At 36.9% G+C, this 25,756-nt stretch carries 24 protein-coding genes, 1 other RNA gene and 3 pseudogenes; 4 read left to right on the forward strand and 24 right to left on the reverse strand.

Translation table 11 applies throughout. The features are described from left to right. Positions 1-52: 52 nt before the first annotated feature. From NSQ40_RS25735 to psiE, 6 genes and pseudogenes are all read right to left on the reverse strand, one after another. Positions 53-1,255, reverse strand: coding sequence for a Ger(x)C family spore germination protein (locus NSQ40_RS25735; RefSeq protein ID WP_018765078.1), 1,203 nt, complete (start codon positions 1,253-1,255; stop codon positions 53-55). After that, positions 1,236-2,342 carry a spore germination protein gene (locus NSQ40_RS25740; RefSeq protein ID WP_341286159.1) on the reverse strand — a complete coding sequence of 369 codons (1,107 nt, stop codon included), beginning with the start codon at positions 2,340-2,342 and terminating at the stop codon, positions 1,236-1,238. The genes NSQ40_RS25735 and NSQ40_RS25740 overlap by 20 nt, the downstream gene beginning before the upstream one ends. Continuing rightward, positions 2,339-3,883: a spore germination protein gene (locus NSQ40_RS25745; RefSeq protein WP_371411663.1), complete on the reverse strand. Its 1,545-nt coding sequence runs from the start codon at positions 3,881-3,883 to the stop codon at positions 2,339-2,341. The genes NSQ40_RS25740 and NSQ40_RS25745 overlap by 4 nt, the downstream gene beginning before the upstream one ends. A gap of 465 nt (positions 3,884-4,348) precedes the next feature. Beyond that, positions 4,349-4,495, reverse strand: a pseudogene (locus NSQ40_RS25750) (DUF3955 domain-containing protein); the annotation flags it as partial. 202 nt (positions 4,496-4,697) lie between these two features. After that, a complete protein-coding gene (gene speG, locus NSQ40_RS25755) occupies positions 4,698-5,216 on the reverse strand; it encodes a spermidine N1-acetyltransferase (protein ID WP_016112470.1) in 519 nt (172 codons plus the stop codon). A gap of 261 nt (positions 5,217-5,477) precedes the next feature. Further along, a complete protein-coding gene (gene psiE, locus NSQ40_RS25760; RefSeq protein ID WP_003201971.1) occupies positions 5,478-5,882 on the reverse strand; it encodes a phosphate-starvation-inducible protein PsiE in 405 nt (134 codons plus the stop codon). Between the two features lie 367 nt (positions 5,883-6,249). On the opposite strand from psiE, the gene NSQ40_RS25765 reads away from it, so the two are divergent. The 3 genes from NSQ40_RS25765 (at position 6,250) to NSQ40_RS25775 (ending at position 9,419) form a co-directional block, all read left to right on the forward strand. Further along, complete coding sequence (locus tag NSQ40_RS25765; protein ID WP_003201969.1) at positions 6,250-6,579, forward strand: PadR family transcriptional regulator; 330 nt, start codon at positions 6,250-6,252, stop codon at positions 6,577-6,579. A gap of 1 nt (position 6,580) precedes the next feature. Next, positions 6,581-7,348: an NADH dehydrogenase subunit gene (locus NSQ40_RS25770; RefSeq protein WP_098159045.1), complete on the forward strand. Its 768-nt coding sequence runs from the start codon at positions 6,581-6,583 to the stop codon at positions 7,346-7,348. Positions 7,349-7,925: 577 nt separating this feature from the next. Next, the gene (locus NSQ40_RS25775) at positions 7,926-9,419 is read left to right on the forward strand and encodes a peptide MFS transporter (RefSeq protein WP_003201966.1); all 1,494 of its coding nucleotides are present in this window, start codon (positions 7,926-7,928) and stop codon (positions 9,417-9,419) included. A gap of 581 nt (positions 9,420-10,000) precedes the next feature. Here the strand turns inward: NSQ40_RS25775 and NSQ40_RS25780 are convergent. The 5 genes from NSQ40_RS25780 to NSQ40_RS25800 form a co-directional block, all read right to left on the reverse strand. Further along, positions 10,001-10,507, reverse strand: a complete 507-nt coding sequence (locus NSQ40_RS25780; protein WP_224796002.1) for a DUF3995 domain-containing protein — start codon at positions 10,505-10,507, stop codon at positions 10,001-10,003. Between the two features lie 176 nt (positions 10,508-10,683). Continuing rightward, entirely contained in the window at positions 10,684-11,091 is a 408-nt protein-coding gene (locus NSQ40_RS25785) for a VOC family protein (protein ID WP_050780603.1), read from the reverse strand. Between the two features lie 165 nt (positions 11,092-11,256). Beyond that, positions 11,257-11,913: a GAP family protein gene (locus tag NSQ40_RS25790; RefSeq protein ID WP_258248357.1), complete on the reverse strand. Its 657-nt coding sequence runs from the start codon at positions 11,911-11,913 to the stop codon at positions 11,257-11,259. Between the two features lie 13 nt (positions 11,914-11,926). After that, positions 11,927-12,685 carry a MerR family transcriptional regulator gene (locus tag NSQ40_RS25795; RefSeq protein WP_003201960.1) on the reverse strand — a complete coding sequence of 253 codons (759 nt, stop codon included), beginning with the start codon at positions 12,683-12,685 and terminating at the stop codon, positions 11,927-11,929. A gap of 65 nt (positions 12,686-12,750) precedes the next feature. After that, complete coding sequence (locus tag NSQ40_RS25800; protein WP_003201958.1) at positions 12,751-12,894, reverse strand: hypothetical protein; 144 nt, start codon at positions 12,892-12,894, stop codon at positions 12,751-12,753. A 396-nt stretch (positions 12,895-13,290) separates the two neighbouring features. Here NSQ40_RS25800 and NSQ40_RS25805 point away from each other — a divergent pair, with 396 nt between their 5' ends. Next, complete coding sequence (locus tag NSQ40_RS25805) at positions 13,291-13,959, forward strand: DUF4097 family beta strand repeat-containing protein (RefSeq protein WP_003201956.1); 669 nt, start codon at positions 13,291-13,293, stop codon at positions 13,957-13,959. A 51-nt stretch (positions 13,960-14,010) separates the two neighbouring features. Here NSQ40_RS25805 and NSQ40_RS25810 read toward each other — a convergent pair. The 13 genes and pseudogenes from NSQ40_RS25810 to tpiA form a co-directional block, all read right to left on the reverse strand. Beyond that, a pseudogene (locus NSQ40_RS25810) lies at positions 14,011-14,225 on the reverse strand (heteromeric transposase endonuclease subunit TnsA); the annotation flags it as partial. Positions 14,226-14,313: 88 nt separating this feature from the next. Next, a pseudogene (locus tag NSQ40_RS25815) lies at positions 14,314-14,391 on the reverse strand (VOC family protein); the annotation flags it as partial. 459 nt (positions 14,392-14,850) lie between these two features. Beyond that, positions 14,851-15,209: a transfer-messenger RNA gene (gene ssrA, locus NSQ40_RS25820) on the reverse strand. Between the two features lie 126 nt (positions 15,210-15,335). Next, positions 15,336-15,803: an SsrA-binding protein SmpB gene (gene smpB / locus NSQ40_RS25825; RefSeq protein WP_001123909.1), complete on the reverse strand. Its 468-nt coding sequence runs from the start codon at positions 15,801-15,803 to the stop codon at positions 15,336-15,338. A gap of 221 nt (positions 15,804-16,024) precedes the next feature. Continuing rightward, entirely contained in the window at positions 16,025-18,439 is a 2,415-nt protein-coding gene (rnr, locus tag NSQ40_RS25830) for a ribonuclease R (RefSeq protein ID WP_033797423.1), read from the reverse strand. Between the two features lie 330 nt (positions 18,440-18,769). Then, positions 18,770-19,510, reverse strand: a complete 741-nt coding sequence (locus tag NSQ40_RS25835; protein WP_018765082.1) for an alpha/beta hydrolase — start codon at positions 19,508-19,510, stop codon at positions 18,770-18,772. A 199-nt stretch (positions 19,511-19,709) separates the two neighbouring features. Continuing rightward, positions 19,710-19,943 (reverse strand): preprotein translocase subunit SecG, encoded by a 234-nt coding sequence (gene secG / locus NSQ40_RS25840; protein WP_003201945.1) that lies wholly within the window; start codon positions 19,941-19,943, stop codon positions 19,710-19,712. A gap of 94 nt (positions 19,944-20,037) precedes the next feature. Next, complete coding sequence (locus NSQ40_RS25845) at positions 20,038-20,730, reverse strand: LrgB family protein (protein ID WP_018765083.1); 693 nt, start codon at positions 20,728-20,730, stop codon at positions 20,038-20,040. Beyond that, the gene (locus NSQ40_RS25850; RefSeq protein ID WP_018765084.1) at positions 20,727-21,095 is read right to left on the reverse strand and encodes a CidA/LrgA family holin-like protein; all 369 of its coding nucleotides are present in this window, start codon (positions 21,093-21,095) and stop codon (positions 20,727-20,729) included. Before NSQ40_RS25850 ends, NSQ40_RS25845 begins: the two co-directional genes overlap by 4 nt. A gap of 316 nt (positions 21,096-21,411) precedes the next feature. Then, positions 21,412-21,960: a hypothetical protein gene (locus tag NSQ40_RS25855; RefSeq protein ID WP_239499958.1), complete on the reverse strand. Its 549-nt coding sequence runs from the start codon at positions 21,958-21,960 to the stop codon at positions 21,412-21,414. Between the two features lie 177 nt (positions 21,961-22,137). Continuing rightward, entirely contained in the window at positions 22,138-23,430 is a 1,293-nt protein-coding gene (eno, locus tag NSQ40_RS25860) for a phosphopyruvate hydratase (protein ID WP_003201939.1), read from the reverse strand. Between the two features lie 33 nt (positions 23,431-23,463). Then, complete coding sequence (gene gpmI, locus NSQ40_RS25865) at positions 23,464-24,993, reverse strand: 2,3-bisphosphoglycerate-independent phosphoglycerate mutase (RefSeq protein WP_033797424.1); 1,530 nt, start codon at positions 24,991-24,993, stop codon at positions 23,464-23,466. Then, on the reverse strand, positions 24,990-25,745 hold the full coding sequence (tpiA, locus tag NSQ40_RS25870) for a triose-phosphate isomerase (RefSeq protein ID WP_003201936.1): 756 nt from the start codon (positions 25,743-25,745) through the stop codon (positions 24,990-24,992). The genes gpmI and tpiA overlap by 4 nt, the downstream gene beginning before the upstream one ends. Positions 25,746-25,756 lie beyond the last annotated feature (11 nt).

Below are 25,756 nucleotides of genomic sequence, written 5' to 3' on the forward strand. Positions count from 1 at the left end.
TTTTGAAGTGGGAGTGTTACTGTCCGTTAATGCGGGATAAAGAATCTCACTTCTAAGTCCCTTCCGTACCATAGTCCTCAATAGTTAACTTTACGCTATATTTGATTGGAACCTTACTAAATGTTTTATCCCAATCTTTTTCGACCTTTTTCCATACTTTTGGATACTCAATTTTTAATCTGTTACCGAAGCCAGCGACATCGACCTGATATTCCTTTTGAATCTTTTTTAATGTCCGCTTCACCAATCGATTCACTTCTTGTTCCGCAGATTTTTCTACACTTCTTAGAAATTTATTTTCAAAAGGTTCTCCTGAAGCGACCCAGTTTTCAGATAGCCGTCCCTCTGATTGGATGTTCACATCAAAAGAGATGTTATTTCCTTTAACGTGGGGTTGGATTTTACTTTTCATAGATTTCACTTCATACAGGATGGGCTTTCCTGTCTTTTCATCAAAACTTTTCACCAAACCGCTTTTCCCTTTCCCAGTTATCCATGTTAACCCTTCTAACTCATTTTCATTCAAAAAACCGCGCAGCTTTTTTGTCTTTCCTTTGATTACGGCAGCCCCCGCAAATTTCACTTCTCCATTTATCGAAATCACATTTGGCAAAAGAAAACTAGCCCCTGAATGGATCTTTCCTGGTAATTTAGCAAGCGGCACGGGAGGTAAAATCCGTGATGATCTATATTGATTATCCCCAATTCCAATCAAAAGGAACGCTGGAATTTCTCCTGCTTCCCTCGATTTCAATGTCTCACTAGCTCGCCCCTTACTAATTAACACGAGGCAACTTGGTCTCATCTCATTATCACGGATGTAAATATCCAGTAACTGCTTCAAACTATACATTCGTGCAAGACTTTCACTAACAACAATCACTTTCGTGTGATGGAAGATTATAGGACGCTGCCTTCTTAATGCGACTTCACGAATCGATTGGTGAAGAGAATCTCCGGTTTCAGAAATATTCGTGTAGGCTTTTTGTTGTCCCCCTCCACCCTTTCCTTTACCTGATAATTCTGGTTTAACAAACTGATAGGTCGATGTTATAAGATTCCTTTTTCGATAACCTCCTCCATGTTCTTCTATCTCTTTCTCAACTTTCGTCTCCTTCCCTTTATCAAATGCCAGCCCTACCGCGAACCCCTGCTCTTCAATTTCACGACTGCTCCAACACCCTGTAAGAGCCAGCAGCAAAAGAACTGATGATAAAGCCAAAAGAAGTCGTACATTATTCACACTTCGGTTCATTCTTTCTCTTCCTCCATCTTGAAATTACAAGGAGAAGCAGTGGTAGGATACCAAATAATATCATCGCCGCATTACCAATCACATCCCCCAATTTAAATAGATCATTAATGTTTTTCGGAATTTGAGAAACGATATAAATAACCGGGAGTAGCCCATACAAAAAGGAATGAATATTTTTATTAAAGAGCTGTGCCAGTCCCAAAGCAGCAGCATAATAGCAAATTGTATAAGTTGCGAAGATTTGCATAATCCATATCACAAGTAATAAAGACTCAAATCTCTCAAATATCAAACCAGGGAGTTCAAAACTTCGCATAAGATCGATCGTAGGCCATGTTCTCATTAATACCCCATCGACAGAAAACGTTCCTATAACCATCACAACTGTAATGACATAAAAAATTAAGGGAATAGCAGTTCCAATTAGAACGACTTTTACAGCTTGGCGTGGTTGTTTCATAAATGCCAAAAGGAGCAACATGATTTCGGCACCTGAATATGCAAGCGTTGTTGTTTTTAAGCCTTTTAGTACTGGGATAATCCCTAACCCTAATACAGGACGAAGATTGTCTATCTCAAATATTCCAATGCTCATAAAGGAAGTGAACAAGAAAATAAAGACTGTAATTGGAAATATAATTTCAAATAAACGTGCTATTGAGTTTATTCCGCCTAGGTTTAAATAGAGACTCACCCACATAAATGGCATGATAATAGCCCATCCAGGTGTTCCTTCCAGTAAAAAGAAACTTGTTATTCCTTCCAGCGTTTTGACTTCAAATGAAGAAAGCATAAAAAAGTAACCTACAATAAATAGACTAAGTATCGCTCCTACCCATTTCCCTACAATTTCTTGATTATATTGATAAAATGTTTTTTCAGGAAATTGTTGACTTAATTTGACCATGATTATCCCTGCAACCATCGCAATTAATCCGCCTAAAATAACGGTTATCCAAACATCTGGTGTGTTTACTTTCTCAGCAGCTGTTCTGGGCAAGGTGAGAATTCCTACTGCGAGTATATAATTGATAAGAATGACAGCCGCTTGCGAAGTCGGAATTCGATCTTTAGAGTTGGTAATCATTCCTCTTCACTTCCTTTTCGTATCGAATCTTTCATATTCATCATTTTTGGGCGACGTTTCATCATCTGAAGTGGCATGCGAATCACGAAATCTTTCCAATCGCTTAAATGATAAACAACAGCTGGACTGGCATAGGGTACGCCGAAACTCTTCAATCTCGCTATATGACTGCATAGAACGAGAAAAAACAGAATGACTCCGTATAGTCCAAATATGGCAGCGCAAAACATAGCTACAAAGCGAAGGATCCGTAGTGGAATTGCTGTACTATAATGAGGGAGCGCAAAGGAAGAAATAGCAGTGGCCGCTACTACAATTACCATAATTGGACTAATAATTCCCGCTTCTACGGCAGCCTGTCCAATGATTAATCCACCGACAATTCCCATCGCTGAACCAATCGGCTTAGGCAGGCGTAGCCCTGCTTCCCGCAAAATTTCGATGGCTATTTCCATAAATAATGCTTCTATAATTGCAGGAAACGGAACTCCTTCCCGTCCCCCAAGAATTGAAATAGCCAACTTGGTCGGAATTAATCCAGGATGAAATGAGATAAAGGAAATGTACAAAGCAGGTGCAAAAAGAGAAATAATAGCTGCTCCAAAACGCAATAAACGGATAAACGTGCCTGGAATCCAACGTTCATAATAATCTTCGGGCGATTGCATCAGCATGCTAAATGTAACTGGAACAATCAGGGCAAAAGGTGTTCCATCCAATAAAATCGCAACACGCCCTTCCATCAACGCTGCGATGACGCGATCAGGGCGCTCCGTACTCTGTGCTTGTGGAAACGGGCTGAGGTAATTATCTTCGATGAGCTGCTCCACATATCCTGATTCTGGCACATTATCAATATTGATTTTCTGAATTCTTTTCTTAACCTCTTCTACCAATTCCGAATCAGCAATCTCTTTCATATAGGCAATAACCAACTCTTTTTTTGCCCGCTCTCCTACATGAAATTTTGTTAATGACAATCCCTCGTTTTCGCCATGTAGCCGTAAAAGAGCGGTATTATCAGACAAAACTTCTGTGAAACCTACCCGTGGACCTCTAACTGATCCCTCTGATATCGGCTCTTCAACATTGCGTGTTTTTCCTTTTTTTGTACCAAGAATTAATACACCTGCTAATCCATCAACTAAGAGTGCCGTTGAACCTATCAACACTTTTGCCATCAACTCTTTTATAGAATAGACTTCTTCTACCTCACTAATAGAAAGGACGCGATTCTTAATAAACTCTTTTGAAATGGTACCTTCCACATAAGATGGTGCACTCTTATATTCTTCATAAAAATTAAACATCAATGACTTCAAAATATGCATATTAATGAGATCCTTATCCGACAGTCCTTCCACAAAAACAAGCGCCGCTCGAATATTTGTCCCCCCTATGTTAAACTCTCGAAAGTGGGCATCCGAGTTATAACTAACTTCTTTTTTTACAAGCTCTAGATCCAAGGTAAAATCGCCTGTAAAATAATCTGTTACGTTTTGAAAAGGCTTATCCTGATATGTATCGGTTTGTTGCCTCATCTTTGATTCCTTCTCTTTCATCCTCATCACTCTTTCTCTAATGTACGGATCCAACTAAAAACTCTTGAGGTCACATAAGGAACGAAAAATACTATAAAAGTTTGCACAAACACTTTCCAATCTGGAAGATAAGAAACAAGCATTTTCCACATTTTAATCACCCAATATCCGCAGTTGACACTGCGATTTCTCACCCTAATTGGAATTTCTTAAGCATTATTATGTCTGATGTACGGAAATTTAATCCATTCAAAGCTTTATCATTACTTTCTTGTTGATATTAGCCTTCTACTATCAAAAACTTATAATTGGCTGTATGATTAGACAAAAAAGCCCATCTTTTTATAAAGATTGGGACTTCTTTGTTTATTACTAACGATGAAGCATACCCTTGGACAATCAAAAAAGAAGCATAACCCTAAGTTATGCTTCCTTTTATATATTTAAAACGGTACATCAATTAAATTAATTAAGTTTCCCTTTTTTGAACATCGAAATGATAGCCACAAACAATATTGCAATAATACCACTAAAAACAAATAAATAACTTAATGGAATTAAGAAGAAAGGCTCCACCAAAGTACCGTCTGGTTCCACTCTTGAGCCAATCATACTATAGATAACTAAGCATAAAGTGAAACTTTAATCAGTGGGGGTTTTCTCCATCCCCCACTGATTATTAGCCCTCACCAATCGGGCTTTTACGTACAGTTCATCTCCCACCTAACTTCTTTGCTTTCGCTGAATTTTGAGATGGGAGTGTTACTGTCCGTTAATGCGGGATAAATATTTATTTTTCATCATACATTAAAACTTATGATTTCATTTCTAAATATTGATGCTGGAAAATACACATTCTGATTGCATTATGGTAGTTACCATCAACAAAAAATTCATCTTGTAACTCGCCTTCAATCGTAAAGCCGACTTTTTTGTAAATATGCGTAGCTTTTTCATTTTCTTTATCCACTACTAAATAAAGTTTGTGCATATTTAATACTGAAAAGGCGTAATTCATCGCTAAACGGGTTGCGCACGCTGCATAACCATACCCTTGATACTTTGGATCAATGATAATTTGAAATTCTGTTCTTCGATGAATGTAATCAATCTCCACTAATTCAACTAATCCAATCATATTATTATCTTTTTCTACTATAAATCGACGTTCACTTTGATCATGAATGTGCTTATCATATAGATCCTGCAACTCCACAAAAGCTTCATAAGGTTCTTCAAACCAATAAGACATAATATGTGCATTGTTGTTAAGTTCATGAACAAATTTCAAATCTTCTCGTTCTAATGGGCGCAGTTTAGGTTCTTGACTCATTTTTTCAATCTCCATTCTTCATTTCATTTCTCAACAGTTTTCACTTCAAAACGCTCCCTTACAACTCTCTACTCACATTCTAATCCTTCAAGTAACTTGAAGGTCAAGGAGGAAGTAAACATACATTTTGTCTCTTTTCATCACTAGAATTAAAAAAGTAGTGCGAACCAATACCTTGGTCTGCACTACTTTTTAGTATGCTTTATGTAATTCATGCAAAAGTGGTTTCATATACGATATAGCTTTGCATCAAAATCATATTTAATGTTTCTTCAAATCCCTCATATTAGATATATATAAAGCAATCACTAAAATGAGAATAGATCCTGCATATAATAATGTTTCAAATGGCTCTTCATGAGAAACAATAATTAATCGAATTAGAGCTGTAATTCCTATGTAAATAAAATAACGTAATGGAAAATGATAATTCGATTTAAAATATTTAATAATCAATGCAATAAATTCAAAGTATAAAAAGTAAACAATAATACTTTCAACTAATTTATAGGATGTGTATTTCTTTGCGGAAAATATGTATTGTATAAATGTAATTGTTTCATTAATTAAAAAGATAGATAGAACAATGGATAATATGATTAAAGCTGTATTTAATATCCATTGTAAAACACTGGCAATAAAGTCATCGACATTAAATGATCGCATTTTCTAGCACTCCTCTACGTATATGTCATGCTCATATATTATAGCAAAATTATCCTGCTATATAAATTGCAGAAGCGTTAAATCGTAGTTTCTTCCTCGTATAAGCAAGTCTTATCGTATGAATTAATTTTATTTAATATTGATAAATTATCAATTGATAATCATCACTCCTAAAATAAGTACATAATCCTGTAAAGCATACTTATATGCACATTGAGAAATACCATTGAAATTAAATTCACATACCTTGCATTACAAGTTAATTTTATGTTACCTTTATTACAACACTTGCATTGCAAGGTATCCTCACAATTATATACCTTGTATTACAAGATATATATAAAGATATACGAACAGGAGGGCTAAAATGGCTGACTCAACGCAAATGCTAAAAGGAATTTTGGATGGTTGTATTTTAGCCATTATTCAAGAAGGTGAAATATACGGTTACGAATTAACAGAGAAATTACATAGCTATGGTTTTCACTCTTTTAGTGAGGGCACGATCTATCCATTACTATTACGTATGCAAAAAGAAGGATTGGTTACGAGCGTATTAAGGGAATCAACTGCTGGCCCTAAGCGGAAGTACTATCAGCTATCAGAATTAGGGGAGAAAGAATTAAACAACTTCAAAGAGCGCTGGACTGATTTAAAGCTATCTGTTGAAAAAGTGATTAATAAAGGGGGCGAATAGAATGTTATCAACAAAGTCTGAACAATTTTTAATTGAACTCAGAATGTACTTACTGCAACGCGGAAAAAAAGATGAAGATATAAATGCAATAGTAGACGAACTAGAAGTTCATTTAACAGAAGCTGAACAAAGAGGCCAGAATGTTGATCATATTATTGGAAAAAGTCGTAAACAGCACATGAAGAATATTGGGAAAGAACTACCTGTAGACAAGAAAGGATTGCTCGTCATCATTCCTGCAGCGATTTTAGTTATCGTTGCTTCTATGTGCTTTGCTCCAGCAGTAAGAGGGCAGTTCAAGATTTCACAAAACATATTGTTATTTGGATCATTACCTTTATTCTTGGCCCTTGCTATATTTGCATTTACGCTATTTAAAGGACTTCCAAAAGTATACCCATCTACCAAAAACTCAGTTCTTCTTTTAGTATTCGCTCATTTCATGGCCATCGGCGGATGGGTTGGTTTTTATTTTTGGTTAGATGGACGACTTGATACAGATTACTTTGTAGCAACTACTACGCAAAACTATATCATCGCTAGTATATGTGTCCTTATTTTTATTCTTTTTGCATCATATACAAAATCATGGTTAATAATTGGGGCAGCATTCACGATGTGTATTGGGCCGATCCTAGAGCAGGTTATCCCAAGCGAAATAAATAAAGACCCAATGTATATTACACTAACGATTATCATTAGTATCGTCATAGGTATTTTGCTAGTAATCTATTTCTACAAGAAAGCGAAAACCACTTCCAATACTTAGGAAGTGGTTTTCTTCCTATTCCACTGATTATTCCCCCTCACTAATCGAGCTTTTATGGGCAATTGATCTCTCACCTAACTTCTTTGCTGATAATTGTTTCTTTACATATACACTTTCTAACTGCTTAATTTTATTTGGGAGATTTGCAATATGAACAATTTTTTAGGAAGCTCTTGATTATGAACTGAAGTCTTAACAATTGTACGCGTTGTACTAATCACAAGGTTCAAAGGAGTATCCCCTTGTATAATCTACCTTATCCTACTATATTGTTCCCCTTAAATATTATCTACCCTCTTAAAAACAACACCATATTGCCTTTTCAAAAGCACTAGCTGCAAGCAGTAAGAGTTGATCTAAATAAACTAGATGTTTTTAACATCTAGTTTATTTTAGTTAGATAGTAATACAAGTCTTTATCACTTATAACATACAGATTGAATACAAAAGACCAATACTCCCATCAAATTCAAGCGAGAGATACATTTTAAAAAGATACATTTCAATATTCTACTTTCAATCCTAAACATTTACGTTATACTAAAATAATATATAAATATACGAAGGAGAAAGCGGTATGGATATGAAAGAAAAACAAACAATGATGGAGAGTATCCCTCAACAAGGTTTTTTTGGTCACCCTAAAGGTTTATTCACTTTATTTTTCACCGAGTTTTGGGAAAGATTTTCTTATTATGGAATGAGAGCTATTTTACTTTACTATATGTATTATTCCATCGCAAAAGGTGGATTAGGACTTGATCAAGCTACTGCCACTTCAATCATGGCAATTTACGGCTCTCTATTATACATGTCCAGTGTTATCGGCGGCTGGGTCTCTGATCGTTTACTCGGTTCAAGTAAAACAGTCTTTTGGGGTGGAGTTTTAATTATGATTGGCCACCTTATTCTAACATTGCCAGGTAGTATCATTACTTTATTTATTTCCATGGTATTTTTAATACTTGGGACAGGATTATTAAAACCAAATATCTCTAACATTGTTGGAAATTTATATCATGAATCAGACACACGCCGAGACTCTGGTTTCAGTATTTTCTATATGGGCATTAATTTAGGTGCTCTTGTAGCTCCTTTAGTTGTTGGTACATTAGGTCAACAATATAACTTCCATCTTGGTTTTGGAGTCGCAGCAATTGGTATGGTAATAGGTTTAATACTATTTGTTTTTACGAAAAAAAAGACTCTTGGAGTAGCTGGCACTCAAGTGCCAAACCCTTTAACAGATATTGAAAGAAAAAAAACTATTAAACACTTTAGCATCAGTATCATTGTAATCATACTTTTATGTGCTATTACAATACCAACGGGTATATTAACTATTAATCGTTTTACTTTTTTAATTAGTATCTTAGGAATTATTATTCCTACTTGTTACTTTATTTATATGTATCGTAGTCCAAAAACCACTAAAGTTGAACGTTCTCGCCTGCTTGCTTATATACCCCTATTTATTTCAGCTGCGATATTTTGGGCGATACAAGAACAAGGTGCAATTATTTTAGCAACATATGCAGATCAACGAACTCAGTTACAATTCGCTGGATTTAAAATACAACCTGCATGGTTCCAATCATTAAGTCCTATATTTATAGTAATACTAGCACCAATATTCGCGTGGATTTGGGTAAAACTGAATACAAAACAACCTTCCACTCCTAAAAAATTCGCTATTGGATTACTTTTTGCTGGATTGTCATTTTTAATCATGATGATCCCTGCCTTTATTAACGGTACAGAATCTCTAGCAAGCCCTATATGGCTAGTTCTTAGCTTTTTGTTAATCGTAATTGGGGAAGTTTGTTTATCGCCTGCTGGATTATCAATAACAACAAAATTAGCTCCAGCTGCTTTTTCAGCGCAAACAATCAGTTTATGGTTTCTATCTACCGCATCTGCACAAGCCATAAATGCACAAGTTGTAAAACTGTATAATCCCGCAACAGAAATCATTTACTTTGGAGTAATTGGAGCTATATCCATTATAGTAAGTATCACTTTATTTATGCTATCAACAAAAATTCAAAGCTTCATGAAAGGACTTCAGTAAAGAGTCACTCGAATCGTTCAACGATATAAGTTATTTCAATTCAATATCTATTTCATAAAAAATAAAGAAGCTGGTACTATACCAACTTCTTTATTTTTTATAAATGGAATTATTTTTTATGCCATTGTCACTTTTTGATTCTTTTACATAAAAACATGTCACTTTACCCATAAGTTTGCTGCAGTTGGAAGCATAAACTTGCCGGAAATCGCTTATTTTAGAAGATATTTAACTAATTGTCCAAAGAAAATGGAAGCATAACTTTGCCGTGAGTTAATTATTAACCCATAAGCTTGCCGTGTGTTTTATTAATGTAGCTTTGGAATAATGTTTGGTCAAATTGATACTAATAACCTTGATAAACGAGCAAAAAGAAAGAGCGTGTTTTGAAAAAAGATTGATCAAAACACGCTCTTAATTTATTTAATTGAATCATTCTTTTATAAAAAAGTCTGATCATTTCTGTGATCCTTCTTCCATTAAAGCGCCCTTTAATTGGATAAGACATCTGAAATTTTATCCACAATTATTATTAATTACAGTAACTTTTCGGGTTTTTTACATTATTTATTGCTCAAATCTTATTTAATATTACATTGTTGATCCATTACTCCCCTTATATCACTCTGATAGTGCAAAGTAGCCAATCCGAATAAGATCCCTGCGATTAAAAACCAAGGTTCGAAAAGTAAAAGGTCAGTTAGGATCCAATATTCGACGTTTAAAGTTGCCCATACAGAGAAATCAAAGAACTCTAAACGAATAATGCCAGCCAATAAGAGCCCCTTTGTAACATAGCCATATACAGCATGCATGAATGGAAGTATACAAGCAGTCCAGCCCATAACAAGCATTAACCATCGTGGGATACTTTTCCCCCAAGGATGAACCAATGAAAGCGCAAGTATTGCAGCTACTAACAACATTGCAGATGCTCCCCAGTTTACTGCTTCCCACATCGCCTCATCTTTCAAAACCCCAGGCATCCATGCCATTCCTCCAAATGCCCAATAAACGTGAATCGGAATATACAAGAGCGACCAGATACATGCGGCATAACCAGCCCATTTCATTTGACTAATCTTCAATTCCTTTCACCCCACCATCATTATATGCAGCAAAATTAAAAGTAGAGGTTTGATTTACTTTCTAATAATTCTTTACTTTACTCTACAATCTGGCCCGATTGCGGAATAATGATTTAACTTAGTTGGCACCATATTAATTCCTGAAAATCCACTGTTTATTGAATGATCAAAATCCCTTATTGCGATATTAGATATTTTTGTTTGAAGATGGGACTTAATTCACTCCAGACATCAAATTTATTACCATCTAAATCATAAAAAACAAAGTTCTTTCCAGTGTGTCCTCTGTTCTCGATCTCTCCAACTTTTATTTCTTTTTTAATAAAATCACTATGGATTGATTCAAGTGCATTTAAACCATTAACTTCAAATGTTAAAGAGAAGCGCTCTTCACCACAAAAATCGTAAAAATTTAAGCTTTGATTTGCTTGGGATTTAACCAGAAAAAAACTTTGGTTTGCAAAGTTAAGAATAGCCTTGTCTTCGTCTTTATAGCTTAACTCTGCACCTAATTTGTTTACATATGTAGCTTTGAAATAAAGTTTGATCAAAAATGCCTCATAAACCCATATTTTACGATAAATCAATAAAATCCATTTTGAAAAAAGTTTGATCAAAATGGATTCTTCTTCAGCAGAATTAAAATTGGTCTTTATAAAAAAGTTTAATCATTTTTTGCCTTTGTTATTCAAAAATCGTACCCGATTGTTGAATAATTCTACTTTCATCTAATACTCTGGTCAAACATCCTACAAATAATCCAGGCTATTAAAAATCAGGATGAGTCCAACTATACACATAATCCACGAAAGAGCCGATCCTGTATAATTAGCGATTTTCACTCGAAGCTTCTCGAGAGATGTTTGCATCCACCGCCCAAACAGGAGATAGAAGAGAAACAGCACGAGGGAAGGCAACACCATGATAAAGTTGTATCCAGCTAAAATAGAAGACCATTCCACCCACGATAGATTAGAAGTAGTCATTATGCCAATTGCTGCAAAATAAGGAAATACAGTACCTACTTCAATTAATGAAGTAGTGAATCCCAGAGCAACCATTGAAAGAATGCTTTTTGATTTTGGTGCAGGTAGGTCTGAACTTTTCTTTGTTGGAACATAAAAACTTGCTATGAACAATATCACCCCAATAATAAAGAACGTCCAGCTTACGATTCGATTTTGAAATACGCCAGAAATAATCTCAAGCAAGAAATCTAATCCTAACATGAGTGAAACTCCAACAGCAAAATAAAATCCTGCTATCGTCAATAAATAAACCAATAAACGCTTGGTAAGTCTCTCTTTATCTGTTAAAAGCAAATATACTGTTACCCCTAATGTGGCAGGGCTTAGCGTGTCCAATAGGGCCAATCCCCCTATTAGGAGAAGTAGTTCTGTACTCATCATTCTTTCCCCCTTATTCCGGTTGGGGATTATTCTTTTCAGCCATAAAAATGGCATATGCCTGATCCATAAACTCAAGCACATCCTGGTCAATTGGATATAATCTCAGTTTCTCTGATTGCTTTGGCGACATCCTTATTTCCCACAGCTTATCTAAAAATTCATCCTCACCTTCAAACTCCTCTAAGCGCTTTTCATCCATTCTTCTAATGATATTTTGGACTTTGGGTGCTTTTGGGCCGTCCTCCATATAACGCTTTAACTGACCTATCAGAGCAATCCATTCGAGTGAATCACAGCTGTCACTTGTCATATTGGGAACCTTTTCCCATAGTTTTATTTCTCTGTCTTTAAATACAGATTCACGATAATACTGCTGTATTTCTTTATCTTTACTGGATAATTGCATAATCTTCTGAATCGCGATCCAGTTTTCTTCTCCTTCTATCGCGATTCCATGTATCATTTCCCGTAAGAATAACTCTATTTTCTTTAAATTTTCCTGTTCTTTCATTACAAAAGATAATTGACTCTTTAAACTATCCGACCAATCCCACGCACTGGAAGCGAGCATATTCTTAATCTCATGTAACGGAAATCCAACCTTTTTTAAAAATTGAACCTGCTGTAGTTTTTTTATTTCTTCATTCGTATATAAACGATGGCCACCCTCTGTTTTGGATGCTGGTTTTAATAATCCGATTTGATCGTAGTAACGCAGTGTTCTTACTGTAACACCTGTCAGCTCCCCAACCTTATTAATGTGTATCAACTGATAAACCTACCTTTCTGTACGTTAAGACTCTATCGTTAACAATTGTTTTATTCATTCCACATTTATTCTTCTTTACGAAAAAAATTTTTAAGTAAGTATCCTGCTCCTAAGCCAATCAGTACACCAGGAAATGCATTATCCAGTGTCAGTCCAATACCTGCACCTATAATGACGCTTCCATAAATAATAATATCTCCCTGTTTCATCTAAAAACCTCCTATTTTCCTAATCTCTTTTATCTAGATATCTCTAAATATATAAATACAAATTAAAAAACCAATATAAAACCCTTCTTTTTAGGTGGGAGAGAGCATCCGTTCATGCATAGAAGCGGTTAGATCCTTTTCCTGTGCCCCATGCCAAGTGAAAACAAAGAGAAAAAACGAGTGCAGGTCACCTTTTGTTATCCATAGCCGCGACTTATATGTCGAAAAATCAAAATGGATATATATAGTAGTTACTAAACAGTATATAAAATGACGCAACGTAAACTTCAAGTTTTTTTAGACTTTTTTTAATTTTCATTAATAAATCTATATAAAACTTGAAATTGATGTGACGTCACCTTCTATAATGGTATCCAACGAGAGGAGTGTTGAAAGATGAAGAAATACTTTATGGTCATGTCGGTTATTCTTGCTGTAATGTTTTTAAGTGCCTGTACGGAAGGTTTGGAAAGTGAAGACTTTCAAATGGCTTCCCTTAAAGATATAGATACCATTCACATAGATCATGGAAGCACAAAGATAAATATAGTATCAGCGGATATAGATGAATTGGAAGTGTACTTACTTTTATACGACAATGGTCCGAGAATTTTAATGGATAAGGGGAAACGAAAAATAATGATTCGAGTAAAAAATGATATAACCCGTCTGTTTAAAATCGATCGGATGCCCCAATTGGAAGTTCGAATTCCCACTGAATTCACAGGAGAAATCATAGTCGATGGCTCTTCTGGCAGCGTCGTTGGTAAGGAGCTGCAAACGCACAACCTGCGAGTTAATGGAAGTAGTGGTAACGTAAAACTTGACTTCCTTCACTTTCATAGTGAGGTTTACGTTACTACAACAAGTGGAAATGTGGACGTTTCCTTGAATGGGCATGAACCAGATGTCACGCTACTCCTCAAATCCAACAGCGGGAGACGTTCAGTCGGCATCGTATTAGATAATCATCAACAAGGTAAAAAAGAAACAAAAGGAACGTCTGGGAGCGGGGATTATAAAGTGCAATTGGAAACCTCTTCAGGAAATATATCATTGAAATAATACAGGTACTATTTGAAGTAATAGAGGGAATTTCTCTCTGATATCTATCTATAAACACGAAAATTCAGTTAAGTAAAAGTGGTTTCGTTCCAAGTCTGATAAAAATTCATGCTGACGCTTCGTTTTGATACCCTTAATCTCGTCGATCCACCCAATGATGAAACATCTTGAATCTTCAACTAAGGCTGATAATCTGGACCTATACCTGAACCTCGATCTTGCTTCATCCACTTTTCAATTTCAGATGTTCTTTTTCTTTTAGACATAAAAAACACCCCCTTTAGACAATCATATCTAAAGGGGGTAAAGCTTCGCAACTTTATTAAAAACATCGCGACTTTATTTCAAATCCACAACATACCATTTTGAAGAAAGTTCTACATTGGTAACAGGAATATAAATAGTTCCAACCCTCAATAATTTATCTTTCATTCTACTCTCTCCTTTCAGTAATTCAAATAACATTAATAAATATGTTCTCTTTTTATGTACCTATTGCCTTTGAAAATCCCACAATTTTCTTTATGATGTTTCGTTAGTTCCACAAACTCGCTCCATTAAATGGCCCTTTAATGGAGTAACTTTATTGCTACTCAACAGTTCCTTAATCCGCCTTTCAGTTCAGATCTTCTTCTCACTATAAAAACATCCCTTTAGATAAACAGATCCAAAGGGACAAAACATCGCAATTTTTTATAAACGTCGCGACTTTATTCAAAACATCACGTCTTTTTTATAAACACCGTGACTTTATTTAAAAAGCGACATTAAAAATATTCTTCAAATCCTGGAAGCATAAGTTTACCACAAACAAAAAGAACCATAAGCTTGCCGTTCCGGCAAACTTATGGTTCATATCACAACAAAATAAAAAAACCACCAAATATGTATTGGTGGAGACGGTGGGAGTCGAACCCACGTCCAAAGATATTGGCACTTAAGCTTCTACGAGTGTAGTCGATATATTGGCATTTCGCAAACTCTTCGGCCTATCGACAGGCTTCCAAGTTGCTAGTCTGATTGTTCTCTTCCTTCGTCCTCAGACGGCGAACTCCGGCGTAGTCCACTTAGTTTGAGTCCCTTACCCTACCACATGGACGATGGAGGGAGGAACCGCTAAGCTGTATTAAGCAGCTAAAGCGAAGTTGTTTTGTTGTTTGCCAGTTATTGGCTTTGACGTTTTAACGAGGCCGATCCCCTCGACTCGCAACTTAAGCTCAAACTACCCCTGTCGAATCCGTAACGTCCCCATATAAGAATGGAGCATACGAAGTATATTCGTGATAGCTACTTAATGAGCTGTTTTTCAATGTTCACTGGCCTTACATGAATTATTATATCATACGTTCAACATTTTACAAATGTAAATTTTTGTATTACATCTTTTGACGATCACGGAATGCACGTGCGATTTCGCGTTTCGCTTCCTTCTCTTTTAAATCATGACGCTTATCATATTGTTTCTTCCCTCGTGCTACACCAAGTGCCATTTTCGCAAATCCATTTTTTAAATAGATTTTAACTGGAACAAGCGTATAACCTGTTTCTTTTGAATAGCCAATTAGCTTGTCGATTTCTTTCTTATGAAGAAGTAATTTCCTTGTACGAAGCGGCTCGTGATTGAAACGATTCCCTTGCTCATATGGACTAATATGCATATTATACACCCAAACTTCACCATTATGTATACGTGCGAAAGCATCTTTTAAGTTTACGCGTCCGGCGCGAATAGACTTAATTTCCGTTCCTTGAAGGACAAGCCCTGCTTCGTATGTTTCGTCGATGAAATAATCATGAAATACTTTTTTATTTTGTGCAATAACCTTACCACTACCTTTTGGCATTTTATGTCCCTCCTCTATTTGTACCATTTTAACAAAAATTACGAAAAAGTGGAAGTGCTCGCTCAGAATGTTCGGCTCTGATCGGCTAAGGTTCTTTCGCATAGAGGATGCTTTTTATCTTCTTTTGCAGAAGGTTCTTAAACACGAAGAGCTTGCCGCCTTAACTAGATACCACCAGAAAAGAAGTGGCTTCGCTCAGTATATAAGCAAAGCCCTCCTTCTTACTTACGCTTTTTCTTTTTCTTCTTAAATCCTGGGACATTTTCAAAGAATGGCTTTTTCTTTTTACCGTTACCATCTTTTTTCCCTGGACGACCAGAGGATTCTTTCCCTTGACCACCACGTTCGTATTTTCTTCCACTACCACGTTCATTGTCACGTGCACCGCCGCGCTCATTATTACGTTCGCCGCGACCACTGCGTCTCTTTCTACCACCTTTTGGCTGTTCAATCACAACTGGACGATCTTTGAATTTACGTCTTGGGCTACCTTTCATACCGACGATTTCAAAATCAATTGCGCGTTCATCTTTGTTTACATTAATAACGCGAATTGTAATTTCATCACCGATGCGGAAGACGTTACCTGTACGTTCACCGATCATCGCAAAGTGCTGTTCGTCATAACGATAGTAATCATCCGTTAAATAGCTAACGTGAACAAGACCTTCAATTGTATTCGGAAGCTCTACGAATAAACCGAAGTTTGTTACAGAACTAATCATACCGTCGTACTCTTCACCGATCTTATCAAGCATATATTCTGCTTTTTTCAGTTCGTCTGTTTCGCGTTCTGCCTCAACAGCGCGGCGTTCCATGTTAGAAGAATGCTCTGCAATCTCTGGTAACTTTTCACGCCATTTTGCTTGTGTTTCGTTATCAATTTTACCGTTAATAATATATTCACGAATTAATCGGTGAACAATCGTATCTGGATAACGACGAATTGGTGATGTGAAATGTGTATAGAATTCTGTTGATAAACCGAAGTGACCTAAGCTATCTGCATCGTAACGAGCTTGTTTCATCGAACGAAGCATAACTGTTGAAATCACGACTTCCTCAGGCTGCCCTTGTACCATTTCAAGAATTTGTTGCAGCGCGCGAGGATGTATTTCATTCGCACGTCCTTTTACCGCATAGCCAAAGTTTGTTACAAATTCGAAGAAACGCTCTAATTTATCTTCTTTCGGATCTTCATGGACACGGTACATAAACGGTACGTTCATCCAATGGAAATGCTCTGCTACCGTTTCATTGGCAACAAGCATGAACTCTTCAATTAGCTTTTCTGATACCGAACGATCACGCATTACAACATCTGTCGGTTTACCTTCTTCATCTACTAGTACTTTTGCTTCTTTAAAGTCAAAGTCAATCGCACCACGTCTCATACGTTTTTCACGTAAGATTTGCGCTAACTGACCCATCTCTTTAAACATCGGTACTAATGGCTCATAACGTTTAATTAACTCTTCGTCTTCATCTTCTAAAATACTTCTTACATCAGCGTATGTCATACGCTCTGTCGTTTTAATGACACTTTGGAAAATCTCATGGCTCACAACATCACCAAGATTGTTAATTTCCATTTCACAAGATAGTGTAAGGCGATCCACTTTCGGATTCAAGGAACAGATTCCGTTTGATAAACGATGTGGAATCATCGGAATTACACGGTCAACAAGATACACACTCGTTGCTCTCTCTGCTGCTTCAACATCAATTGGAGATCCTTCATGGACATAATGACTTACATCCGCAATATGAACACCAAGTTTATAGTTACCATTCTCAAGCCTTGTTACTGTTACCGCATCATCTAAGTCTTTTGCATCTGCACCATCAATTGTCACAATCATTTGATCACGAAGATCTCGGCGGTCTTTTAAATCTTCTTCTGAAATCGTTTCTGGTACACTGTTCGCGTGTTCCATTACATCTTCCGGGAATGCTAATGGCAAATGATGTTTATGAATAACAGATAAGATATCTACCCCTGGGTCATTTTTATGACCTAGAATTTGAATAACTTCCCCCTCCGCACTTAAACGATCTTGCGGATAGCTTGTAATTTTCACAACAACTTTATGCCCTTCTACCGCACCCATAGATGCACTTTTCGGAATAAAAATGTCACTTGTCCAACGTTTATTATCAGGAAGTACAAATCCAAAATTTTTTGATTCTGTATATGTACCAACTAGTTCCTTCGTACCACGTTCTACAATACGAATGATCGTACCTTCTTGGCGTGATCCGCTAGATTGTGAATTAATACGAGCTAACACTGTATCGCCATGAAGTGCACCATTTAATTCTGTGGGCGGGATAAAAATATCATCGTCCCCTGTCTTCTTCTCTTCCGGCACGACAAATGCAAAACCACGTGCATGTCCAATTAACTTACCGCGCACTAAATTCATCTTTTCTGGAAGGCCATAGCGATTGCTACGTGTACGAACAACAAGTCCTTTCTCTTCCATCATAACAAGTGCCTTTACAAAATCTTTAAAGCCAGCGGAATCTACAATTCCAAAAGCAGCTTCTAATTCTTGTATCGTTAGCGGCTTATACGCTTCTTCTTTCATAAATAACAATAATTTATCAATATGTTCTTGAATAATGTCTTCCAAGCACAAATACCTCCTTTAAATCCTCATATTATTTAGTGTATCCGAAACATTGACTCTATATAAAGTGAAACTTCTATAAACACTCGTTTTTCACCATTTATTCTGCTGCGTAATCCTCATCTCAAAAGTTTATTTCTATATAAACCCCTTTTGATTTACAGGAACCTACGTTGCGTCTATAAAAGAAGCCCTCCACTCATTCTCTCCTTCTGTTCTCACACAGCATGGGGCGAAAAAAGGCACTGACCACTTCTATCCATCGATGGACCCTCTCTTCCACCCTAAAAAGAATGGTTTTAATACCTCATGAAAAAAAGAGGCAACTAGATCTTACCAATCTAGTTGCTCCAAGAAGTTATATACATCCTCGTGTAGCTCATCACGTTGTTTATCAAGCGTAATAACATGCGTAGAATCTTCATACCACTTAATTTCTTTTAACGTGGACTCTACACCATTATAGATAATGTTTGCACTGTCTGTATTAATCATTTCATCATGGCGTGCTTGTACAACAAATGTTGGAGCATAAATCATATCAACATTATTGCGTACGTCACGAATTAAATCTTGTAATGCTTTTAATGTATTCATTGGTGTCTTTTTAAATTCCATCATTTCTTCTGCAATTTGCTCTGGTGATTTCTGCTCACGTTTTTTATATTCACGTGCGTATGCCAATATACCTTGGTACATAATTTCTTCGCTCTTAATGTACATTGGCGCACACATTGGTACTACACCTAAAATCGGTAATGTATAAGCAAGTTTTAACGAGAATACACCGCCCAGTGATAGTCCAACAGCCGCAATTTTCTCATATCCTTGATCCTTCAAATGTTGATACGCAGCCATAGCATCTTTCCACCAGTCTTCAGGACCTGTACGAACAAGTTGTTCTGGCGGTACACCATGACCTTTATAAATTGGGGCGTGGCAAGTATAGCCTTTTTTCTCTAAAAAACGCCCGAGCATACGTACATCAGCTGAATTTCCCGTGAATCCATGTAGTAATAAAACAGCACGGTCTCCACCTTCAAATGTAAATGGTTTCGGAGATGCTAATTTCATCATCTTCTTCTCCTCTTTCTCTTCTATAATCTAGTCGTATTGTTTCTATCCTTAGTTTACCATAGTTCCATTTCCATAATCTAATTAGAAACTTTTTGCGAATAATGAAATACAAATGAGACAAAAAAAGAAGAACCATTAGCGCGAATCCGCTAACGCTTCTTCTTTTTTCATATCTGTCAAAAAGCAAGACCTTTACTTATATGCTTAAGTACGTAACTCCAATTGTTAGTGCAAAGAATAGTACAGCTAAAACAACTGTAATACGGTTTAATACCGCTTCAATTCCGCGTGCTTTTTGCTTACCAAATAATTGCTCTGCACCGCCTGAAATAGCACCTGAAAGGCCTGAACTATTACTAGACTGCATAAGTACCATAACAATCATTAAAATCGATACAATAATAAGTAAAACTGATAATAACGTATGCACCTGGCGTACCTCCTACAAAGATTCAGTTAATTTAACTGTAGCACAAATCCAACAGAAAAGCGAGAGCTGTTCCTATTGCTCTCGCTTTCATCTATTACATAAACATGGTTGCAAATAGCGGTCCAAGCAGACAAGTTAAAATAGCCGTCAATGTCATTGTTACCGATCCAATAACACCTTCATGTTCATTGTTTTTCATCGCTCTCATCACACCCATAATATGTGATGCACATCCAAAACCAATCCCTTTACCAACAGAGTTTGTAACGCGGCTCCATTTCAATAAAAGCGGACCTGTAATTGTTCCTGTAATCCCTGCAACAACAACGAATGCTGCTGTTAAAGATGGAACGCCGCCAACCTGCTCAGATACACTCATTGCAACTGGCATTGTTACGGATTTTGGTAAAGAAGATAAAATTAAGCTTTTATCTGTTCCCATAAGCGTTGCAATCACTAAGTCACTTGCAATCGCAACTGTTGTTCCGACTAATACACCACCCGCAATCGGTACAATATATTTTTGCAACACATGACGCTGTTTATATAATGGAATAGCAAATGCTACCACCCCTGGACCAAGCAGTTTTGAAATCCAGCCGCCACCACTCTGCATGTATTGTTGATATGGTATATCCAGCACAAGTAATAAGACAATCATTAATGCTGTTGCTACAAGCATTGGAATGGTAAATGGTGTTGGCAATACTTTATAAATCTTTTTAGATAATTGATATAATAACAATGTAAGAATAACCCAACCAATTCCGATTAATATTTGGCTCATCGCGATTCTTTTTCCTTTCTATTCGCAAGATATTGTCCTGTATGTCCTGCGACAATAATAATTAAAAATGTACTCGCTACAATTGTAATGAAAAGAGAAATTCCTTTACTCATAAAAAAAGCACCGTAATTCATTAAGCCAATCGTTGGCGGAATCAATAAAAACGGCATAATAGCAACGAGTGTTTCTGCTCCTAAATCAAACCATTTCACAGGAAGAACCTTCATGCTAAGTAAAATAAGCAACAAAAATAAGCCAATCAAACTACCTGGAATTGGAATATTCAACATTTCTTGCACCCATGTTCCAATCATGTAAAACACGTAAAGAGCTACAACTTGGACAATAATCTTAGTAAACTTCATGTTCATCATCCCTCATGTTTATACGATCTTCTGTTTTCTATTCTTATCATAGTATAAATTGTAAAAAGCTGCAATTTATCAACTTGACAACAAAAATGACATATGTTATACGCTTACACCCTTGGTATGACTGGGTTTCCGAGCGGAATTTACGTCAAAAACATTGACCTAAAATGAAAAGTTTATATTTTCTGATTTTTAGGATTTACTATTTTAAAAAAGAAATATCCTCATATAGATTTCTTTAAATATACGAATCAAGTTCACAATATCCCTAAAAATTTTTCCTAAAAAACATAAAAAGAACACTAATACGTTACCTAGTGTCCTTTTTATATAATGCCTGATATACTACATCACAAAATTCTTTACTCCCATGTACTATGAAATTTATCTTCGTTGCAAATTCAATTGTTAGCATCCAATCTTTATTTCTTCCAATAAGCCCCGTATAACTTGTGCCACCTTCAACTGCTCTGTTTTCTGTTAATAGGTAATACAATGGGAATAGCGCATAGTTCTTTTCTGCTCTCTTTAAGCTATATGATCCAATACTCTCTACTACCCTTGCAATATTATCATGAACATTAACGTTAAAATAGTAACACCCTTCATTTAGTCCTGTTTTTCTACACCCTTCTAATATAGCTGCGTTTAGCTCTTCTGGAGAAAAAGTGGCGGGTTCGGAATTATGAACAATTGAACATACTATTGTATGATGTTTGGCTAAATTGACTGAATATAAAATGGTGTTTACATCAAAGTAGCAGTCTTCCAGAAAATCAATTGGAAAGATGTATTTTTCTAACCATTCTGTAATTTCATTAGATTCTTCATTATCTATCGCTGTAGCCAGTTTAACCATTCTCATTACCCCATTTCCTCTCTTGATTAAACATTTTCTATTTATATCACAGGTTCATTATATTAAATTATTTTATTGATGTTAACTCACATGCATTACAAACATATAAAAAAACCTCCTATCATAAATAGGAGGTTTTTTATCACTTAATTTAAACAATTAAAAACTACATTTAAATTATTTTTTTAAGTTATAGAAAGATTTTAAACCATCGTAAACAGCGATTTCGCCTAGTTCGTCTTCGATGCGTAATAATTGGTTGTACTTAGCAATACGGTCAGTACGGCTCATAGAACCAGTTTTGATTTGGCCAGCGTTCGTTGCAACTGCGATGTCAGCGATTGTAGCATCTTCAGTTTCACCAGAACGGTGAGATACAACTGCTGTGTAACCAGCACGTTTAGCCATTTCGATTGCTTCGAAAGTCTCAGTTAAAGTACCGATTTGGTTAACTTTAATTAAGATTGAGTTAGAGATACCTTTTTCGATACCTTCAGCAAGTTTTTGAGTGTTCGTTACGAATAAATCGTCACCAACTAATTGAACTTTTTTGCCAAGACGGTCAGTTAATAATTTGTGGCCATCCCAGTCGTTTTCGTCTAAACCATCTTCGATAGAGATGATTGGGAAGTCGTTGCAAAGACCTTCGTAGAAATCAACCATTTCTGCAGAAGTCATGCTGCGGCCTTCGCCTGTAAGATCGTATTTACCAGTTTCTTTGTTGTAGAACTCAGAAGAAGCAACGTCCATTCCTAAGAATACGTTCTCGCCAGCTTTGTAACCAGCTTTTTCGATAGCTTCGATGATTACTTCTAATGCTTCACGGTTAGAACCAAGGTTTGGAGCGAATCCACCTTCGTCACCTACTGCAGTGTTAAGACCTTTGTCATGTAATACAGCTTTTAATGCATGGAATACTTCAGCACCCATACGGATTGATTCTTTGAATGTTGGAGCACCAACTGGTAAGATCATGAACTCTTGGAAGTCAACGTTGTTATCAGCGTGAGAACCACCGTTGATGATGTTCATCATTGGAGTTGGTAATTGTTTTGCATTGAATCCACCAAGGTAACGGTATAATGGAAGACCTACAAAGTCAGCTGCTGCGTGAGCTACTGCCATAGATACACCAAGGATAGCGTTAGCGCCTAATTTACCTTTGTTTGGAGTGCCATCTAATTCGATCATAGCGTTGTCGATACCAGCTTGATCAGTTACGTCGAAACCAACGATTTCTGGAGCGATAATTTCGTTAACGTTGTTTACTGCGTTAACAACACCTTTACCAAGGTAACGAGATTTGTCACCGTCACGTAATTCTACTGCTTCGTGCTCACCAGTAGATGCACCACTTGGTACGATAGCGCGTCCGAATGCGCCACTTTCTGTGTAAACTTCTACTTCTACAGTTGGGTTACCACGAGAGTCTAGGACTTCGCGAGCATAAACATCAATAATTGTTGACATAATATTTTCTCTCCTTTTATATGTGCAATTTAATTATTTAATAATTGTTTTACCTGTCATTTCTTTCGGTTGTTCAACATTTAGAAGTGTAAGCATTGTTGGAGCGATATCTCCTAAGATGCCATCTTCACGTAATTCAACATCATTTTTCGTAACGATGAAAGGAACCGGGTTCGTTGTATGAGCTGTCATTGGCCCACCGTCAGGAGTTAACTCTTGATCAGCATTACCATGGTCAGCAGTAATAAGTGCTACACCATCTTTTGCAAGAATCGCTTCTACAACTTTTCCTAAACATTCGTCAGTTGCTTCTACTGCTTTAATTGTTGGTTCCATCATCCCAGAATGGCCAACCATATCACAGTTTGCAAAGTTAAGAATGATAACATCATGTTTATCATTTTCGATTTCATTTACTAAAGCGTCGGTTACTTCGTAAATGCTCATTTCAGGTTTCAAGTCATAAGTTGCAACCTTAGGTGAGTTAATTAAGATACGCTCTTCTCCTGGGAATTCAGCCTCACGACCACCGCTAAAGAAGAATGTAACGTGCGGATACTTTTCAGTTTCCGCGATGCGAAGTTGTTTTAATCCCGCTTGCGCAACAACTTCACCTAATGTGTTATCAAGGTTCATTGGCTTGAATGCCACGTAACCATCTACTGTTTCACTAAAGTGTGTCATACAAACGAATTCTGGAATGTGAGGTACTTTTTCACCACGATCGAACTCACGGAAGTCTTCATTTGTAAATACACGTGCAATTTGAATTGCGCGGTCTGGACGGAAGTTATAGAAGATAACTGCATCATCATCATTGATTGTTGCAACTGGCGTTTCATCTTCATTAACAATTACAGATGGCAATACGAATTCATCATAGATACCATTTGCATAAGAGTCCTCTACGCATTCATGTGCTGATTTATAAGTAGGTCCTTCGCCATTCACCATAGCACGGTAACATTTTTCAACGCGATCCCAACGCTTGTCACGGTCCATGGAGTAATAACGACCAGAGATTGTTGCGAATTGACCTACTCCTGTTTCTTTAATTACTTCATTTGTTGCATCGATATAACCTTTTGCTGTTTGTGGTCCAACATCGCGGCCATCTAAGAATGCATGGATGTATACTTTCTCCACGCCTTCTTTTGCTGCTAAGCGAAGAAGAGCAAACATATGGTTCATGTGACTGTGCACACCACCATCAGAAAGTAAACCGAATAAATGAAGAGCTGTACCTTTTTCTTTTACGCTTTCAATTGCATTTTGGAATGTTTCGTTCTTATCGAACTCACCTTCACGAATTGCAACGTTCACACGTGTTAAGCTTTGATATACTACGCGGCCAGCACCGATATTTAAGTGACCAACCTCAGAGTTACCCATTTGACCTTCTGGAAGACCCACTGCCTCGCCACATGCTGTAAGCGTTGTGTGAGGGAACTTGTTCCAGTAACCATCAAAATTAGGTTTCTTAGCTTGTGCTACAGCATTCCCGTAAGTTTCTTCACGTAGTCCGAAACCGTCAAGAATGATTAAAGCTGTTGGCTTTCTCATTTTACCGCCCCCAGAAGACCTAAGAAGGAAGCAGGCTCTAAGCTAGCACCGCCAACTAAAGCGCCGTCGATGTCAGATTGTGCCATGTATTCTTTAATGTTTTCTGGTTTTACGCTACCGCCGTATTGAATACGAACAGCTTCTGCAGCTGCTGGAGAAACAGCTTCTGCAACAACTTTACGGATGTGCGCACATACTTCGTTTGCATCTGCAGAAGAAGAAGATTTGCCTGTACCGATCGCCCAAATTGGCTCATATGCGATAACAGTAGCTTTCACTTGCTCTTCTGTTAAACCTGCAAGTGCTTTTGTCACTTGACCTGCTACTAGATCAAATGTTTTTCCGCTTTCGCGTTCTTCTAAAGTTTCACCACAGCAAACGATTGGTGTTAAACCATGTTCAAATGCTGCAAGAGTCTTTTTGTTTACTGTTTCGTCTGTTTCAGCAAACATTTCACGACGCTCAGAGTGGCCAAGTACTACGTAGCTCACTTTTAAGTCGCTAAGTGCTACTGGGCTAATTTCGCCAGTGAATGCACCATTTTTTTCGAAGTGCATGTTTTGTGCACCTACTTTTAAGTCCGTTCCTTCAGTTGCCGCTACTAAGCGCTCTAAGAAAAGAGCTGGAGAGCAAACTACTGCATCAACAGCTGAAGCTGCTGGGATTTGACCTTTTACTTCCTCTACGAAGCTAACTGCTTCAGATAAAGTTTTATTCATTTTCCAGTTACCTGCGATAATTGGTTTACGCATGCTTTGCACCG

The organism is Bacillus sp. FSL K6-6038, from assembly GCF_038050455.1.
In the GTDB taxonomy this organism is placed as follows: domain Bacteria; phylum Bacillota; class Bacilli; order Bacillales; family Bacillaceae_G; genus Bacillus_A; species Bacillus_A pseudomycoides.